This is a genomic window from Streptomyces mirabilis (genome assembly GCF_039503195.1).
Lineage (GTDB): Bacteria > Actinomycetota > Actinomycetes > Streptomycetales > Streptomycetaceae > Streptomyces > Streptomyces mirabilis_D.
In genome coordinates this window covers 10,019,391-10,035,164 of record NZ_JBCJKP010000001.1, presented here as the reverse complement: position 1 = coordinate 10,035,164, position 15,774 = coordinate 10,019,391, and the positions used below count along the sequence as shown (strand labels likewise).

Annotated in this window: 13 protein-coding genes; 9 read left to right on the top strand and 4 right to left on the bottom strand. The window is 71.6% G+C overall.

Annotated elements, in window-relative coordinates; translation table 11 throughout:
* Positions 1-32 precede the first annotated feature (32 nt).
* Both AAFF41_RS45655 and AAFF41_RS45650 read right to left on the bottom strand, forming a co-directional pair.
* Complete coding sequence (locus tag AAFF41_RS45655; protein WP_343325930.1) at positions 33-1,361, bottom strand: extracellular solute-binding protein; 1,329 nt, start codon at positions 1,359-1,361, stop codon at positions 33-35.
* Positions 1,362-1,635: 274 nt separating this feature from the next.
* Positions 1,636-2,769, bottom strand: a complete 1,134-nt coding sequence (locus AAFF41_RS45650) for an ROK family transcriptional regulator (RefSeq protein ID WP_319750482.1) — start codon at positions 2,767-2,769, stop codon at positions 1,636-1,638.
* Between the two features lie 320 nt (positions 2,770-3,089).
* Between AAFF41_RS45650 and AAFF41_RS45645 the strand changes: the two genes are divergently transcribed.
* The 9 genes from AAFF41_RS45645 (at position 3,090) to AAFF41_RS45605 (ending at position 11,618) form a co-directional block, all read left to right on the top strand.
* Positions 3,090-3,995 carry a BadF/BadG/BcrA/BcrD ATPase family protein gene (locus AAFF41_RS45645; RefSeq protein ID WP_319750483.1) on the top strand — a complete coding sequence of 302 codons (906 nt, stop codon included), beginning with the start codon at positions 3,090-3,092 and terminating at the stop codon, positions 3,993-3,995.
* A gap of 297 nt (positions 3,996-4,292) precedes the next feature.
* Positions 4,293-6,242, top strand: coding sequence for a phosphatase PAP2 family protein (locus AAFF41_RS45640; protein WP_343325929.1), 1,950 nt, complete (start codon positions 4,293-4,295; stop codon positions 6,240-6,242).
* A gap of 178 nt (positions 6,243-6,420) precedes the next feature.
* Entirely contained in the window at positions 6,421-6,930 is a 510-nt protein-coding gene (locus AAFF41_RS45635) for a methylated-DNA--[protein]-cysteine S-methyltransferase (RefSeq protein ID WP_343325928.1), read from the top strand.
* Between the two features lie 14 nt (positions 6,931-6,944).
* A complete protein-coding gene (locus tag AAFF41_RS45630; RefSeq protein ID WP_343325927.1) occupies positions 6,945-7,682 on the top strand; it encodes a 2OG-Fe(II) oxygenase in 738 nt (245 codons plus the stop codon).
* 157 nt (positions 7,683-7,839) lie between these two features.
* Complete coding sequence (locus AAFF41_RS45625) at positions 7,840-8,196, top strand: DUF6204 family protein (protein ID WP_319750487.1); 357 nt, start codon at positions 7,840-7,842, stop codon at positions 8,194-8,196.
* A gap of 186 nt (positions 8,197-8,382) precedes the next feature.
* A complete protein-coding gene (locus AAFF41_RS45620; RefSeq protein WP_343325926.1) occupies positions 8,383-9,372 on the top strand; it encodes an alpha/beta fold hydrolase in 990 nt (329 codons plus the stop codon).
* A gap of 48 nt (positions 9,373-9,420) precedes the next feature.
* A complete protein-coding gene (locus AAFF41_RS45615; protein ID WP_343325925.1) occupies positions 9,421-10,017 on the top strand; it encodes an aminoglycoside phosphotransferase family protein in 597 nt (198 codons plus the stop codon).
* Between the two features lie 504 nt (positions 10,018-10,521).
* Complete coding sequence (locus AAFF41_RS45610) at positions 10,522-11,034, top strand: serine hydrolase domain-containing protein (protein WP_343325924.1); 513 nt, start codon at positions 10,522-10,524, stop codon at positions 11,032-11,034.
* Positions 10,923-11,618: a serine hydrolase domain-containing protein gene (locus tag AAFF41_RS45605; protein WP_343326459.1), complete on the top strand. Its 696-nt coding sequence runs from the start codon at positions 10,923-10,925 to the stop codon at positions 11,616-11,618. The genes AAFF41_RS45610 and AAFF41_RS45605 overlap by 112 nt, the downstream gene beginning before the upstream one ends.
* A 49-nt stretch (positions 11,619-11,667) precedes the next feature.
* Here AAFF41_RS45605 and AAFF41_RS45600 read toward each other — a convergent pair whose 3' ends face one another.
* On the bottom strand, positions 11,668-12,693 hold the full coding sequence (locus tag AAFF41_RS45600; RefSeq protein ID WP_343325923.1) for a LacI family DNA-binding transcriptional regulator: 1,026 nt from the start codon (positions 12,691-12,693) through the stop codon (positions 11,668-11,670).
* 8 nt (positions 12,694-12,701) lie between these two features.
* Complete coding sequence (locus AAFF41_RS45595) at positions 12,702-15,689, bottom strand: aminotransferase (protein ID WP_343325922.1); 2,988 nt, start codon at positions 15,687-15,689, stop codon at positions 12,702-12,704.
* Positions 15,690-15,774: the final 85 nt, after the last annotated feature.

Here is a 15,774-nt window from a genome sequence, read left to right as displayed (position 1 = left end):
GGCGTCTCGAGCCCGCCGCCCGGCCCTCGGGCCTACGATCCGCCGCCGACCTGCTGGTTGTAGCCGGCCACGATGTTCTCCAGGGCCTTGTCGACCGACTGCTGGCCGTTGATCGCCTTGCCGAGCTCTGTCTTGGTCGGGTCGGTGGTGAGGCTCTTGCCCTTCAGCACCCAGTTGGTCTGCGCACCGTTGAAGTAACCCGAGATCGGGGCGTAGAGCGGGATCTCCTCGTTGTACAGCTTGAACGCCGCCTGCGCTGCCTCGGAGGTGAAGGGGTACTTCGGGTTCAGACCGCTCTCGACGGGCAGGAACCCGGACGCCTCGCACAGCTCGCGGTAGTGGTCCGGCTCGTACACCCAGGACAGGAACTTCTGCGCGGCGGTGGCCGCGGCGCCGTTGTTGTTGAAGCCCACCATCATGCCGCCGCTGTTGACGTCGCTGGCCTGCACCGGCTCGGCGGGAGTCGGGACGCTCGCCCAGTCGAACTTCTTGATGCTCGTCGCGAAGGCGGGCACCTGCCACACGCCGGACCAGTAGGCGACCACGTCACCGCTCTGGAACATGGCCGACGGGTCGGCGCCGCTGGTCCACACCGACTTCGGCATGGTCTTGTCGTCGTTGAGTCCGACGAAGTACTTCACGGCCTTCTTGGTCGCGGCGTCCACCGAGAACTTGCCGGAGGAGTCCGCGTGGACGTACTGCCCGGCCATCTCGTACACCATGGCGCGCAGCCGGGACGGCGACTGGTCGAACGTGAGGGAGTACTTGGCGCCGGTCTTCTCCCGGACCTTGTTCGCCGCCTTGATGAAGTCGGTCCAGGTCCAGGTGTTCTGGGGCGAGGTCGGGACGGCGACGCCGGCCTTCTTGAACAGCGACTCGTTGATGAACAGGCCGGACGCGGTGACGTCCGAGGGGATGGACAGCACCTTCCCGGACGAGTCCTTGGCGAGGAAGTTGGCGTTGATGTTGTTCGTCTTGTTCTTGGCGATGGAGCTGAGGTCGATCAGCTTGCTCGACCAGATCGGGTCAAGGGCCGGCACGTCCGCCACGTCGGGCAGGGAGTTCGCCTGCGCGGCGTTGTGCAGCTTCGTCGGGTAGCCGTCGTAGGGGATGTTGACGAGCTTGACGTCGACGCCGGTGTCCTTCTTGTACTGCGCCACCAGCTTCTTCCAGCCCGCGTCCTGCCCCGGAACCGTGGAGATCCAGAACGTCAGCGACTTGGAGGTCCCGCCGGAGCCGGATCCCGACCCGCAGGCCGAGAGCAGCAGGGCTCCTGCCGTGGCCACGGCAGCGAGAGGTACCAGACGGCGTATGCCGCCGCGGCCGAGTCGGCGAGAGCGCCGCACACCCACACTGGTCATCTTCAATCCCTTTTCGTCGTAGCGGAAGAAGCACGGCGCCAGCCGAGGCGGCACGGGTGCATTTCGCGGGAGATTTCGCTTTCCGGGGGCACGGCCTCGCCCGGCCGTGTCGCCTTGACGGGTGGGGTCCCCGGCCTCGACGGCCGCCGCCCGCGAGCACGCCCTCGCCGGGCTGCCGTACGTCTGGGTACGGCCGGGACGCTCACCCCAAGTCGGCGTCCCGGCCGACTTAGAAAGCGCTTGTCCGGACATTGGCAGACCGATAAGTAGGCCGTCAATCCTTCGCCTGCGCGCCTTCGGTCACGTTTTGGACTCCCTTGGCCACGGCGAGCCGGGCGGCACCCACGACGGTACCGAGATCCCCGATCTGGCTGCTGACCACCTCGGTGGGCCAGCTGAGCCGGCCCAGTTCGGCCCGCACCCCCGGCAGGAGCTGCGGATCGGCGCCCGTGCTGCCGCCCAGCACGATCAGCCCAGGGTCCAGTACGGCGGTCACGGCGGCGGCCAGCCGGCCCACGTCGGCGGCGTGCCGGGCGACGAGCCCGCGGGCGGGTTCCCGGCCCGCGGCGGCCAGCGCGAAAAGCCGCTCGGCAGTACGGGGGCGCGGGCCGTCACCGGCCCGCCAGGCCCGGGCGGCCCGGCGGAGCAGGGCGTGCGAGCCGACATAGGCCTCCAGAGCCTCCTGACGCGGCTCCCGGTCGTCGTCCCAGGGATACGGCAGCCGGGCCAGCTCACCGGCCGCGCCGTTGGCCCCGCGCAGCACCTGGCCGCCGATGACGATGCCGAGACCGATACCGACGCCGATCCGCAGATAGCCGAAGGTACGACGGCCCCGCGCGGCGCCCTCCTGCAGTTCGGCGAGGGCCGCGCAGTTGACGTTGTTCTCCAGGTGGACGGGCACGCCCGGCGGCAGCGCGACGGACACGGCGTCGAAGACGGGCCCGGCCTTGGCGGTCGCCGGGCGCATGCCGGTGCCCGCACGGTCGGCTTCGGTGACATCACCGACGGCGACCACGATGGCCCGCAGCGGGGCACCGGCGGGCAGCGCGGCCAGCGCCTCGCGGACGGCGTCGGCGGCCCGGGCCCGCGGGGTGGCCGCCTCGGCGAGCAGGGTGCCGTCCAGGGCACAGCCGCGCACCCGGGTGCGGGCCGGGCCCAGGTCGACGGCGAGGACCGAGCCGGAGGCGGGCCCCAGGCCGTAAACGGCCGCGGAGCGGCCGGTGCCGCTGGACGCGGTGCCGGAGTGGGTGGCCAGCCGGGCGCTCTCCAGTTCCGCGACGGCGGCGGAGACCGTCGGCTTGGACAGCCCCGCGAGGCTCGCCAGCTGCGGCCGGGTGGCGCTGCCGGCCTGGGCCAGGACGGCGAACACCGCGCTGGCGCTCTCGGTGAGGCGGGGGGCTTCAGTCACGACGTGTTCCACAGTTCCCCCATGGGTCAGGGGCCGCGCTCCCCGGGTGACGGAATGCGGCGATGCGATGCCCTCGTGCCGCGCGGCGCCGCCCTCCGGCGGCGTCCCGTCGATCGACTGCGCGACAACTCTTGACGCACTGTACTTGGTTAGTTAACTTCCTAACGAAGTCCGGTACTCGCCTGCCGTGCTCCGCAAGAAGCCCGTCCCGGGGCTTCCCGACTCGCTCAACTCCTGTTCGACCGGACACGGTTCGCCCGCCGTCTCAGCACAGTGCCATGCTCCTCGGCGCTCTTCGCCCAGACGACGAAAGAGGATCCGTGCAGGACACTCCTTCTTCCCCGCTCGTGGTCGGTATCGACGTGGGAGGCACCAAGACCCATCTCCGCGCCCTCGTCGGCGCGGCCCCGGTCGCCGAACACCTCCGGCCGAGCAGCGGCTGGCGGCCGCACGAACCGGCCGCCGCCGCCCGCTGGCTGACGGCACTGGTCCACGAGGCCCTGCCCGTCGACACCCGCCCAGCCGCACTGGCCGTCGGCGGGCACGCCTGCGAGACGCCTCGGCAATGTGCGGAGCTCCGCTCGGCGCTGGAAGCGGTCCTCCACGTGCCCTGTCTGGTGGTGGGCGACGCCGAACTCCTCGTTCCCGCCGCGGGGCTGGACAAAGGTGTCGGACTCGTGGCCGGCACCGGCTCGGTGGCGGTGGGGCGACTGGCCGACGGCAGCCCCGTTCAGGTCGGAGGCTGGGGTGCGGCGCTCGGTGACGAGGGCGGCTCCGCCGGTCTCGTACGGGAAGCGGCGCGCGCCGTGTGGGCGGCGCACGACCGTGGTGAAGCCCCGGACGAACTCGCCCAGGGGCTCACCGCCGCGTTCGGGGTGACTGAGGTGCCCGCCCTGGGCGCCGCGCTGGAGAGCGCGACGGACGTGTCGGCCGAGTGGGGTCGGCACGCGCCCGTCGTGTTCGCGGCCGCGGAGCGAGGTTCCCGGATCGCGCGATCGGTGATAGCCGACGGGGGCCGGTCGCTCGCCGCGCTCGTCGTGCGGCTCGCCGAGCGCGGGGTCGCCGTCGACGACGTGGTGGTCGCCGGCAGCACCGTGCTCTCCCAACCCGCCCTGTACACCTCCTTCACGACGTCACTCACCGAGTGCGTACCCGGGGCACGGCCCAGGCCGTTGCGGGCGGCACCGGTCGAGGGGGCCGTGGCGTTGGCGCATGCCCTCGTATGAGGGGACCGGGTGGCGCGATGCTCGCGGGCGACCGGCGCCTCGCGGGGCAGCACGCGTTGCCGCGGTGCGGGCGCCGGACAAGTAGCCGGCGCCGGGAGCGCGTTCGCCCGCACAACGGGCGCACAGGGTCGGCGCATTTGCCCGTACGACACTTTGCCGCCCCCCGCGCTTCGCAAGCGTGACATGAATCGGCCGTAGATCTTCGCTCGTATGACTCGTCCTCACCACAGGGGCACAGTCGCTTCACGACTTCACCCGGCTGTCGGAGGACCCATTCCACTCAGGAGAGGCACATCCATGCCGTCACCAGCCGGGCAGCAGTCCGTCCCCTCGATCTCCATACGTGAACGCGCCCTGAACCGACGGGTGTTCCTGCGCAACTCGCTCGGCGCCTCGGCGGGGCTGCTGGCCGCTCCGACCGTCGTCACCTGGCTCGCCGCCGCGGACGCGAAGGCCGCGACGAGCCCCGCCGCCTTCGTGGACGACTACACCACGAACGTCCTCGCCAACCTGACGCCCGAGACCAACGCGGTGGTCAGGATCCTCGGCGGCATGAGCAAGGTGTGGAAGACCGGCGGAGCCTGGAACACGGGCACGCCGCTCATGCCCGAGGTGCTGCGCGCCAACATGCGCTACTGCGCCCGCATCACGCACGCCCGCACCGACGCACAGGCGAAGGAGGCGTTCATCTACGACCGGCAGCACCAGAGTTACGCGATGATCGCCGGCCTGGGTCCGCTGGCCGACCTGTACAAGACGGGCGCCAAGGCGGTCACCTCCATCACCAGCGCTCCTGACGGCACTCCTTCCGGAAAGATCAACGACGCCGTGCCGGCCGACGCTCCGGCGGGCTCCGCGCTGGGTGCCGGTTCGCACGACTCGGCGCTCGGCAAGGTCGCCGAGCTGGTGGACACGGTGCGCGGCCCGTACGCCTCCGGCAACCCCGGCAAGTACGCCTTCCAGTACCCGCGTCCGTGGCGCATGAACGAGAACAGCGAGGTCGTCGACACGGGGAAGGTCGACGCGCTCGGCTTCCCGGTCTACGACTCCGACGTGATCGTCGCCCCGCAACTGCTGTGGCAGCGTGGCACGACCGCGGCCGACGACGGCGGCTTCCCCAGCGGCCACACCAACGCCTTCCACCTGGCGGGGCTCGCGTACGCGTACGCGGTGCCCGAGCGCTTCCAGGAGCTGGTGGCACGCGCCTACGAGCTCAGCCACACCCGGATCATGGCGGGCATGCACTCCACCGTCGACGTCATCGGCGGCCGGATCATGGCCACCGCCCTGGCCGCCGCCACGCTGGCCGACCCGGCCAACGCCGCCCTCAAGGCCGCGGCGCGCGCCCAGGCCGCCGCGTACTTCCAGCAGCGGACCGGTTCGACGGCGGACACCCTGTACGCCTACGCCCACTCGGCGGACGTCGCCACCGACCCGCACGCCGACCGGGCCGCCAACGCCCGCGCGCTCACCCCCCGGCTGACGTACGTCCTCACCCGGCACGGCCGCTCCGAGAGCATGACCGTGCCCAAGGGCGCCGAGGTCCTGCTGGAGACGCGGCTGCCCTACCTCGACGCCGCCCAGCGCCGCGAGGTGCTCCGCACGACCGCCCTGCCTTCCGGGTACGTGCTGCTCGACGGCTTCGAGCAGTGGGGCCGACTCAACCTGTTCGCCGCCGCGGACGGGTACGGGGCCTTCGACTCCGACGTGAACGTCACCATGAACGCCGCCGACGGGGGCTTCAGCGCGGCCGACACCTGGCGCAACGACATCTCCGGGTGCGGCCGGCTGGTCAAGCGCGGCACCGGTGCGCTGACCCTGACGGGCCACAACGCCCACACGGGCGGCACCGTGCTGGAGGAGGGCGTGCTGACGACCGGTTCGACAGGTGCGCTGGGATGCGGCGACGTACGGGTGGACGGCGGGACCCTGCGGGTCGGTGCGGCGTCGTCCGCACGCGTGCGCGGCAGCTACACGCAGGCGTCCGGCGCGAGCCTGGAGGCGACGCTCCGTGCGGGCCGCGTGCCCGCGCTGACGGTGGAGCGACGGGTCGTACTGAGCCGGGACAGCGCGCTCACGCTGCGGCTGGACGCCGACCGGCCGCCGGTCCCCGGCACCACCGTCCCGGTGCTCCGGACGTCGTCGCTGCGCGGCCAGTTCGCCCGTATCACGGTCGAGGCGGACGGATACCGGGCCGTGCCCGTGTACTCGCTGGACGGGCTGTCCGTACGGCTCGTACGACGTTGATCCCCGCCCCGGGGACGAGCTGAGTGACAGGACCCGTGGACCGCGTGTGAACGGTCCACGGGTCCTCTTCGTTCTCGTGCGCCTTCGTTTCCGTGCGCCGCGTCCGATTTCCGCCAGCCGTGGTGACGGCCATGGCGCAGAGTGGACGGCGAAGACACACTTCGAAAGGACACGACCGATGCCGGTGTACACAACGATCGACAGCCCTCTGGGCGAGCTGCTGCTGGTGGGCGAGGAGTCGGTCACCGCGAAGGGCGGCACGGCGCTGGTCTCGCTGTCCATGCCCTGCCAGAAGTCCGGCGCCGTCGTCCAGGACGGCTGGACCAGGGACGAGAAGGCGTTCACCGAGATCGTCTCGCAGCTGCGCTCGTACTTCGACGGGGTGCTGACCGACTTCGACATCGAATACGTGAGCGGCGCGGGCAGCGACTTCCAGCAGCGGGTGTGGAAGGCGGTGGAGACCGTCCCGTACGGCACGACCGTCAGCTACGGAGAGATCGCCGCGCGGATCGGCGCGTCGAGGGCCGCCGTGCGCGCCGTGGGCACGGCGATCGGCGCGAACCCGCTGCTGCTCGTACGCCCCTGCCATCGCGTGATCGGCGCCAGTGGCTCCCTCACGGGGTACGCCGCCGGTCTGGAGCGCAAGCAGCAGCTCCTCGACCTGGAGCACGCACGCCCGGCCACCTGAGGATCGCCACCATCATGAACACGCTCGACACCACCCACCCGGCGGGTCCGGTCGCCGACCGCGTCGCGGCGAACGACTGGACCGCACTGACCGACGAGCTGAACGAGCACGGGCACGCACTGACCACTCGACTGCTGACCCCCGACGAATGCCACGGGATCAAGGCGCTCTACGACGAGGCCGACCGCTTCCGCACCACCGTCGACATGGCCCGCCACCGCTTCGGTTCCGGCCAGTACCGCTACTTCACCCATGAACTGCCCGACTTGATAAGTGAGTTGCGCGAGTCGTTGTATCCGCAGCTGCTGCCCGTCGCCCGGGACTGGGCCGACAAGCTCCGGCAGCCGGCTCCCTGGCCCGAGGACCTGGAGGAGTGGCTGGCGATGTGCCACGCGGCCGGGCAGACCAAGTCCGCTCAGATCCTGCTGCGTTACGGGCCCGGCGACTGGAACGCGCTGCACCGCGATGTGTTCGGCGCGATGGTGTTTCCGCTCCAGGTCGTCATCGGCCTCGACGCACCCGGCGTCGACTTCACCGGCGGCGAGTTCATCATGACCGAGCAGCGGCCCCGGGCGCAGTCGCGGGGATCGTCCACGACTCTCCCACAGGGGCACGGGCTGATCTTCACCACCCGCGACCGGCCCGTCGCCTCCCGGCGCGGCTGGTCGACCGGACCGATGCGGCACGGCGTGAGCACCGTCCGTTCCGGGCGGCGTCACACACTGGGCCTGGTCCTCCACGACGCCGCGTGACCTCCGCGCCGAAGCGGCGGTGGCGGGTGACCAGACCGGCGCCCGGCGAGAGGCACGCTTTCGGCGAGCCATTCCCCGCAGTGCGATGTTCAGCCGACGGCCGTCTCGCGAAAAAACACGGTGGTGTCCCACCGAGCCCGCTGGTTAGGGTCGCCGGATGAGCACACGTACCTTCCGCGTCACCGTCCGCGGCGTCTTCGACGGGCTCGGCGCGGAGCAACGCGCCGAGCTCCTTGCCCGCGCGTCCGCGCACGACGTGCTGCACGCCGCCTTCACCCCCGAGGGGCACCTCAGCTACGACCTCGCGGCCCGGCCCGCCTTCACGTTCCGGTTCCTGGACTCGGGAGAGGCGGAGGAGGACATCCTGGAGGCGACCGAGCGCGCCGAGGCCGCCGCGGAGGCGTGGCTGACCGAGCGCGGCTACGGATACAAGAACCTCAGGTCGAAGGCCGAGGACCTGTCCCAGGCCCCACTCGGCAAACGGCAGCGCCGCGCCGCCGCGCACGGCGCCTAGGACGCGTCGGCCGATCATCGACACGCCCCGCGACCACGGGGCGCGTTTTGCCGAATCGGCAACAGGCTTGGCTCGCGCCGCACCGACCGCCGCATGATCGTCGGTAGTACCGGAGGCCGCATGGCGAACGGGCCGCTCCGGCCCCTTCGCCGCACCGGCCACGCGTCGAGCCCCGTGGGAGGATCCGTGCCGCAGCCGTCCACAACAGACCGCATCCACCGTCTTGTCCCCTCGCCCGCCGGGCGGACCCACCTGGTGGAGCAGGGGACCGGCCCACTGGTCCTGCTCGTCCACGGTTTTCCGGAGTCCTGGTACTCCTGGCGCCACCAGCTTCCGGCACTCGCCGCGGCCGGCTACCGGGCGGTCGCCGTCGACGTCCGCGGCTACGGCCGCTCCTCCAGGCCCGAGGCGCCGACCGCGTACCGGATCCTCGAGCTGGTGGAGGACAACGTCGCCGTGGTGAAAGCCCTGGGTGAGGAGTCCGCGATCGTCGTCGGGCACGACTGGGGTGCGAACATCGCCGCCGTCTCCGCCCTCGTCCGCCCCGACGTGTTCCGTGCGGTCGGACTGCTCAGCGTGCCCTACGCCCCGCGCGGCGGCCAGCGCCCCAGTGAGATCTTCGCGCAGATGGGCGGGGACGAGGAGTTCTACGGCTCCTACTTCCAGGAGCCCGGACGGGCCGAGGCCGAGATCGAGCCCGACGTCCGCGGCTGGCTCGCGGGCCTGTACGCGGCGCTGTCCGCCGACACCATGCCCGCACCCGGCGCGCCGGACCCGCACTTCGTGAGCCCGGGGGGCGCGCAGCGCGACCGCTTCCCCACCGGTCGGCTGCCCCACTGGCTCGACGAGCACGACCTCGATCTCTACGCGGGAGAGTTCGAGCGGACCGGGATGACGGGGGCCCTGAACCGCTACCGGAACATGGACCGGGACTGGGAGGACCTGGCCGACCACGACGGTGCGCCCCTCACCCAGCCCTCGCTGTTCATCGGTGGCGGTCGGGACGCGTCCACCACCTGGCTGGCCGACGCGATCGCGGCCTACCCCACCACCCTGCCCGGCCTGCTCTCCTCCCACCTCCTCGACGACTGCGGCCATTGGATCCAGCAGGAGCGGCCCGAGGACGTCAACCGCATCCTGATCGACTGGCTCGCCCGGGTCGCGAGCGACAAGTGACGTTCCTGACCGGGGCAATCCCTCGATCGGGTGACTCACCTCGGGCGAGTGGTCACGTCGCTCCCGCTCACTCCGGCGCGGCAGCGCGCCGTACACCGCCAGGCCGGTGCCTGGCTGAGCCGCTTCCACGGCGGGCCGCGCGATCTCAGTCCCCAGGACCACGCCGAAGCGGCAGCCGAAGTAGCCCGTGCGGTCCACGGCGCCGAACGGCACTTGGAAAGTGCCGAAGACCTGATCGGCGAGCGGGAACGGGAGACCGTACGGCGCCATGCCGCCGAGCTGACGCGGCTGGACCCGCTGCCCCGCGGCTACGTTCACGGCGACTTCCAGGAACGCAATTGGCTGTTCGACACCGGGCCCGGCAGGCTGGCGGTGGTCGATCTGGAGCGGGCCCGGCCGCATGCCGTGGTCTTCGACATCGTCCGCCTCGCCTGCGGCCCGTGGGTGGGCCGGCCCGACCCGCGTGCCGCGTTCTTCGAGGGCTACGGCCGCGAGCTCGCCGACAAGGAGGCGCGCTCCCTTCGGTGTCTGGCCGCGCTCGATGCCGTGAGCGCCATCTCCTGGGGTGTCCCCCACCGCGATCCCGAGATCGTCGCACGCGGCCGCGCGATCCTGGCCCGGCTGGAACGGGGGGATGCCGCGTGAGCGAGCCGCTTCTCACGGGCCCGCGGGCGGGGGTGCGCCGTGAAAGGTGGCACCCCACCTTCGCAGGGCACTCCCCCGAGTCCGTGTCGTCCCTCGCCACGGTCGCCGCAAGGCCGTCGCCCCCACCGCCCACCGAACTCCGCCACCGGGACCGGGACGCCAGGAACCCGCTCGCCCTCTCCAGGGGTCGCTGAGCGCCCCTGAGGGAGCCTCAGGAGTTCTCAGGGTCGAGTCAGGGGGACTCCTGATGGTCCGAAGGGCTCGGATCGGCCCAGAGTGGTGACATCAACATCCAGTGGCCGCGTGAGCCGCTGTCGACCGGAAGGACCCCTCGTGAACCCCCTTGTGCGTCGGATCGCGGTGCTGAGCCTGGTCGGCGCGGCGTTGGCGACCGCTGTCACCGGTAGCGGGACAGACATGGGTACGAGTGTCGGTGGTAGGGGCGCGGCCCTCGCCGCTACCACCACAACAGCGGGCCCCGCCTCGGCTTCGCCCCGGCCCCCGTTGGATCCGGCCGCGCTGCAAGCCGCGTTGCGGGTGAGGCCGGACGATCACGCCGCCGGCGCGATCGCGCTCGTCGCCGAGCCCGGTCAGGTGTGGCGCGGTTCGTCCGGCGACACCGTCACCGGGAAACGCATTCCTGACAACTCGCACTTCCACATCGGCAGCATTTCCAAGACCTTCGAGTCGACGGTGGTGCTGCAGTTGGCGGCAGAGGGACGGATCGACCTGAACCGACCGATACAGCACTACCTGCCGGGCCTGTTGCCCGACACCTTCCAGCCGATCACGGTCCGCCAGTTGCTCAACTTCACCAGCGGCCTGCCGGACGTGCTCGAAGGGGCTCCACCACAGAGCGCCGACGAACGATCGCCCATCGGTACGACTACCAGACGTTCGATCAGATCATCCAGGAAACCCTGCGGCCTGCCGACCGTCCGAGGCCGGGACCGAGGTTCGCGCCCGGTACGAAACAGGAGTACAACTCCCTCGGTTTCCGGATCGCCGGGAAGCTGATCGAGCGGATCACCGGGCACAGCTTCAAGAACGAGGTCACCGCCCGCATCCTGCGTCCACTGGGCCTCGACCGGACGTCGGTGCCACAGGACGACCCTCGGATGCCCCGGCCCTACCTGCACGGCTACCTCATCAACAGCGCGGGCGCGCCGGTCGACGTCAGCGAACAGGGCGGCGATCCGTCCAACATGATCTCCACCCCGGCCGACCTGGACCGGTTCGTCACCGCGCTCTTCCAGGGCCGGCTGCTGCCGACCGCCCAGCTCGAAGAGATGTTCACCCTCCCCAGAGCCGAAGACGACAAGGCGGTGCCGTACGCCGACGCCTCCAACTGCCTGTCTCCGGACGGCAAGCCAGGCCCCGCCTGCTTCGGACTCGGCCTGATGTCCGTCCCGCTGCCGGACGGCACCGTGCTCTGGGGCAAGACCGGACACGACTACGGCTACGCCAACGGAATGTTCGCCAGCCGGGACCTCTCCCTGCGGGGCGTCTACTCCATCTCCACCACGTCGTCCGACAACGGCCGCCCGCATCCGATATCCGACCGCCTTCTCCTCGCCGCGGTCGCGCCGACCTCCAAGTAACGTCCACAGGCGGAGGGTTGAGACGGCAGCCGCGCCGAGCGAGGCGTCACTAGGCGCGGGTCGATGCCCTGACGTGCAGTGCGACGGGCAGGGTGCGCACGGTTCCCGGTGGCGTCCGGCCGGACAGGATCTCGCAGAGCAGGCGGGCGCATTCGGCTCCCATCGCGCGGGGGCGCAGGTCGATCGCGGTGATCGCCGGCTCCGCCGTCCGCATCGCCGAGCAGTCCACGCAGGACGCCAGCAGCAGATCCCCGCCCACCGTGCGGCCCGCGGCGCGCAGCTCGGGCAGCACGGCCGCGGCGGCACCGTCGGGAGCGCACACGACGGCGTCGGTCCCTGGTTCCTGGGCGAGCAGGTCCCGCGCGACACCTCGCAGTACCTCAGCGGTGGCACCGACGGGCGCCCTGCGCAGGACGAGGGGTACGCCGTGGTCGGCGCACCAACGGGCGTGGGTCCGTTGGAGGGTGAGGGACCAGTCGGAGGTGGCCTCGGAGGCGATGAGCGCGGGCCGCCGGGCACCGGAGTCGCGCAGATGGTCCAGCAGTTCGGTCATCGACGCCTCGTGGTCGGAACGGACCACCCCGGTCGGCTGCTGGTCACCGGCGTACCGCTCGGCCGTCACCACCGGCAGCCCGGTGTTCATCAGATGCCGGACCACCGGGTCCTCGGGGGCCGGGTCGCACAGCACCAGCCCGTCCACCTGGGGCGTACCGTGCTGCGGCAGATGACCGGAGGACAGCAGGGTGACGTTCAGGCCCGCGCCCGCGGCCCGCTCGGCCACGCCGAACACGAACGCCATGGAGTACTCGGCGCTGGTCAGGAACTCCGGGAAGTAGAGCGCGACGGTGTCCGTGACGGAGGTGCGCAGGCTGCGGGCGTTGCGGTTGGGTGCGTAGCCCAGCCGCCGGGCCGCCTCCAGCACGGCCTCCCGGGTCGGTCCCGACACCCGGCCGTGACCTCGCAGGGCGTCCGAGGCCGTGGTCTTGGAGACCGCTGCCGCGCGCGCCACGTCGGCGATCGTGGGCGGGGTGCCGGGTCGGGGCGGTGGCACGGCCGCGGATCCGGGGGTCGGCATCTCCCGTGTCACCAGCCGTGCGTCAGTACGTCGTCCAGGGCGTCGGCGAACACGTCGGCGCTCCGCCGGGTCAGACACAGCGGCGGCTTGATCTTCAGCACGCACTGCCGGTCCGAGGTCGGCTGGACGATCACGCCGAGTTCCCGCAGCCGGTCGCAGATCGCGGCCGTCTCCTCGGTCGCCGGTTCCAGGCTCTCGCGGTCCCGGACGAACTCGACGCCCAGATACAGCCCCGAGCCGTGCACCGCGCCGATCAGTGCGTGCCGCTCCGCCAGTTCGAGGAGCCGGTCCTTCAGGTGGGCGCCGATCTCGCGGGCGTTGGTCTGAAGGTCCTCGTCGCGCAGTGCGTCCAGGACGGTGAGCCCGACCACCGAACTGACCGGGCTGCCGCCCGCGGAGGAGAAGAAGTAGCCCTGCGTACGGTAGGCGTCGGCGACCTCGCGTCGGGTGATCACCGCGCCCAGCGGATGCCCGTTGCCCATCGCCTTGGCGACGGTGACGATGTCCGGCACCACGCCCTGCTGTTCGAATCCCCAGAAGTGCGAGCCGAGCCGGCCGTAACCGACCTGGACCTCGTCGGCGACGCACAGCCCGCCGACGTCGCGGGTGGCCTCGTACACCTGCCGGAGATATCCGTCGGGAAGGGCCATGCCGCCCGCGTTGCCGTAGTACGGCTCGCACACGAAGGCGGCCAAGGGGCGCCCCTGGTCGGCCAGTTCGCGGATCCTGGCGGCGGCTTCGGGAGCGTACCGCCGCGACTGCGGTCCCCGGTGGCGGCCCCGGTAGGAGTTGGGTGCCGCGACGGTGTGCACCCACGGCGGTCGTGAGGCGAGCGCGTTCGGGTTGTCGGCGATCGAGGTCGACACCGCGTCGCTCGCGTAGGTCCAACCGTGGTAGGCCTCCTCCACCGCGACCACGTCCTGTCGTCCGGTCGCCGCCCACGCGAGCCGGAGCGCGAGGTCCACGGCCTCGGAACCGCTGTTGACCAGGAACACGGTGTCCAGCTCGGCCGGAAGGAGTCCGGTGAGTCGCTCGGAGAGTTCGACCACCGAGGCGTAGTGGAAACGGGAGTTGGTGTTCAGCCGCTGCCACTGCCGGTGCACGGCTTCGCCGAGCCCGGGGTGGCCGTGGCCGAGGATGGTCACGTTGTTCAGCATGTCGAGATAGCCGCGGCCCCGGGTGTCCACCAGGTGGTGCCGCCAGCCGCGTTCGATCTGCGGCGGCGTCTCGAAGTAGTGCTCCTGGACGGTGGCGAAGGAGTGCTCGCGCCGCTCCAGCAACTCCGCTTCCGTGACGGCCTGTTGGGTGACGCGGGCGCAGAGCGGCGCGTCGTCGGGCGCGGAGGACGGCGCGCCAGGGGCGTCAGAGGCGTCAGGAACGAGGAAGAGGCGGGTCGGGTCGGGGCACACCTCCAGCCATCCGGCGGCCAGTTCCGGCGGCGCGAACCGTGGCGGTCGGCCTCCGGTGGCGCACGGTCGGAGGAGCTGCACGCCCAGCACTCGTACGCCCTCGCGGGCGGCCACCGTCCCGAGCTGCCGCCCGGAGACGACGGGACCCGGCTGGACCTCCGCGTCGACGCCGTCCAGCAGCAGGTCCAGGCCTCCGGTGTGCAGCGTCACGCCGGCGTCGCCGTGCCGGGTGACCGTGCCCGCCCAGGGTGCCCGTATCTCCGCAGGACCGGTGAGGTGGAGCTCCACGCCGAGTGCGCAGGTCGCGGCGGGTACGGAGTCGTCGACGGTGGTGCGGGTCAGCCGGAACTCGCCGTGCCGGGTCCGTACCGCCGCGTGTCCGGCCGTCAGGGCGGCCCGGGCCAGGGCGGTTTCGGCGTCGGGCGCCAGCCAGCGTCCCGTGTGCAGCTCCTCGCTCGACACGGACAGGTCGAGGCTCGCCACGTCGTCCGGCAGACCGGGCAGCAGCGTGTGTTCGGCCACCGGCAGGAGCTGCGCCGACGGGCGGCCGAGGGCGTGCCGCAGCTGGGCCGTCATCACCTCGGCCGGGACGGACACCGCGGCCTCGAACATCGCCCACTCGCGGTCCAGCGCCACCGAGGCGTAACTGTTGCCGGGGTCCGACAGGGTGTCGTACTGGCCGCTCACCACCATGACGGAGGTCCGCAGCACGACCAGCGGCCACAGCGCGTCCACTTCCTCGTTCGCGAGAGGTCGCACCGTGTGGAAGGCGTGCACGGCGGGCAGCACCGACGCCGGTCCGGCCCCGTGATGATGGAGCACGGAGGCGCAGGTGACCGCCAGTTCGGCCACCGTCCAGCCGAGACCGAGGTCACCGAAGTCGATCACGCCGACCGGCATCCGGCGGCCGTCCGCAGCCGGTTCGCAGACCACGTTGTTGTCGGTGACGTCACCGTGGATCACCTGCACCGGCAGGCGGTCCACGAACGGCTCCAGCAGCGTGTGCGCGGCCCGGGACGCGCGCAGTACCCGGGCGGCCCGCTCCTGGTCGGGCAGGTGGGGAGCGAGCGTCTCGACGACGGTGAGCGCGTTGCGCAGGTCCCACAGCCGGGGCCGTTCCTGCTCCACGCCCGCGAAGTCGGCGAGCCCGGCCACGACCTGTCCGGCGAGTTCGCCGAGCCTGGCCACGACCGGTGGTGCGAGATAGCGGCTGTCCATGATCGGCTCACCGGGCACGTAGTCCAGCAGTCGACATACGAGATCCACGCCGCCCGCGCTGAGCCGCTGCACCACCTCGCCGTCGACGCCGGCGTGGGCTCGCGGCAGCCTCAGCCCGGACATCGCGTCGGCCAGGCGTTCCACGGCCGCACACTGGGCGCGCAGCGCGACCGGGTCCGAGGCGGGGTTCGCGATCTTGAGGACGTAGTCCCCCGTCTCCGTACGCACGCGGTAGTTGCGGTCCTGCTGGCTGCCCAGGTCGTGGACGGTTCCCGTCATCCCGAACCGCTCCGCGAGCACCGCCGACACCTCGGCTTCGTCGACAGGACCGATCGGCCGCACCAGCCAGTCGGCGGACGGGATGCCCATGGGGTCGCTCACTTCCGTTCGGCACGCCGCAGGCGCGCGGGGCCCGGCACAGGAGGTTGCCGGAACGTTCCGGCAACCGTAGGTT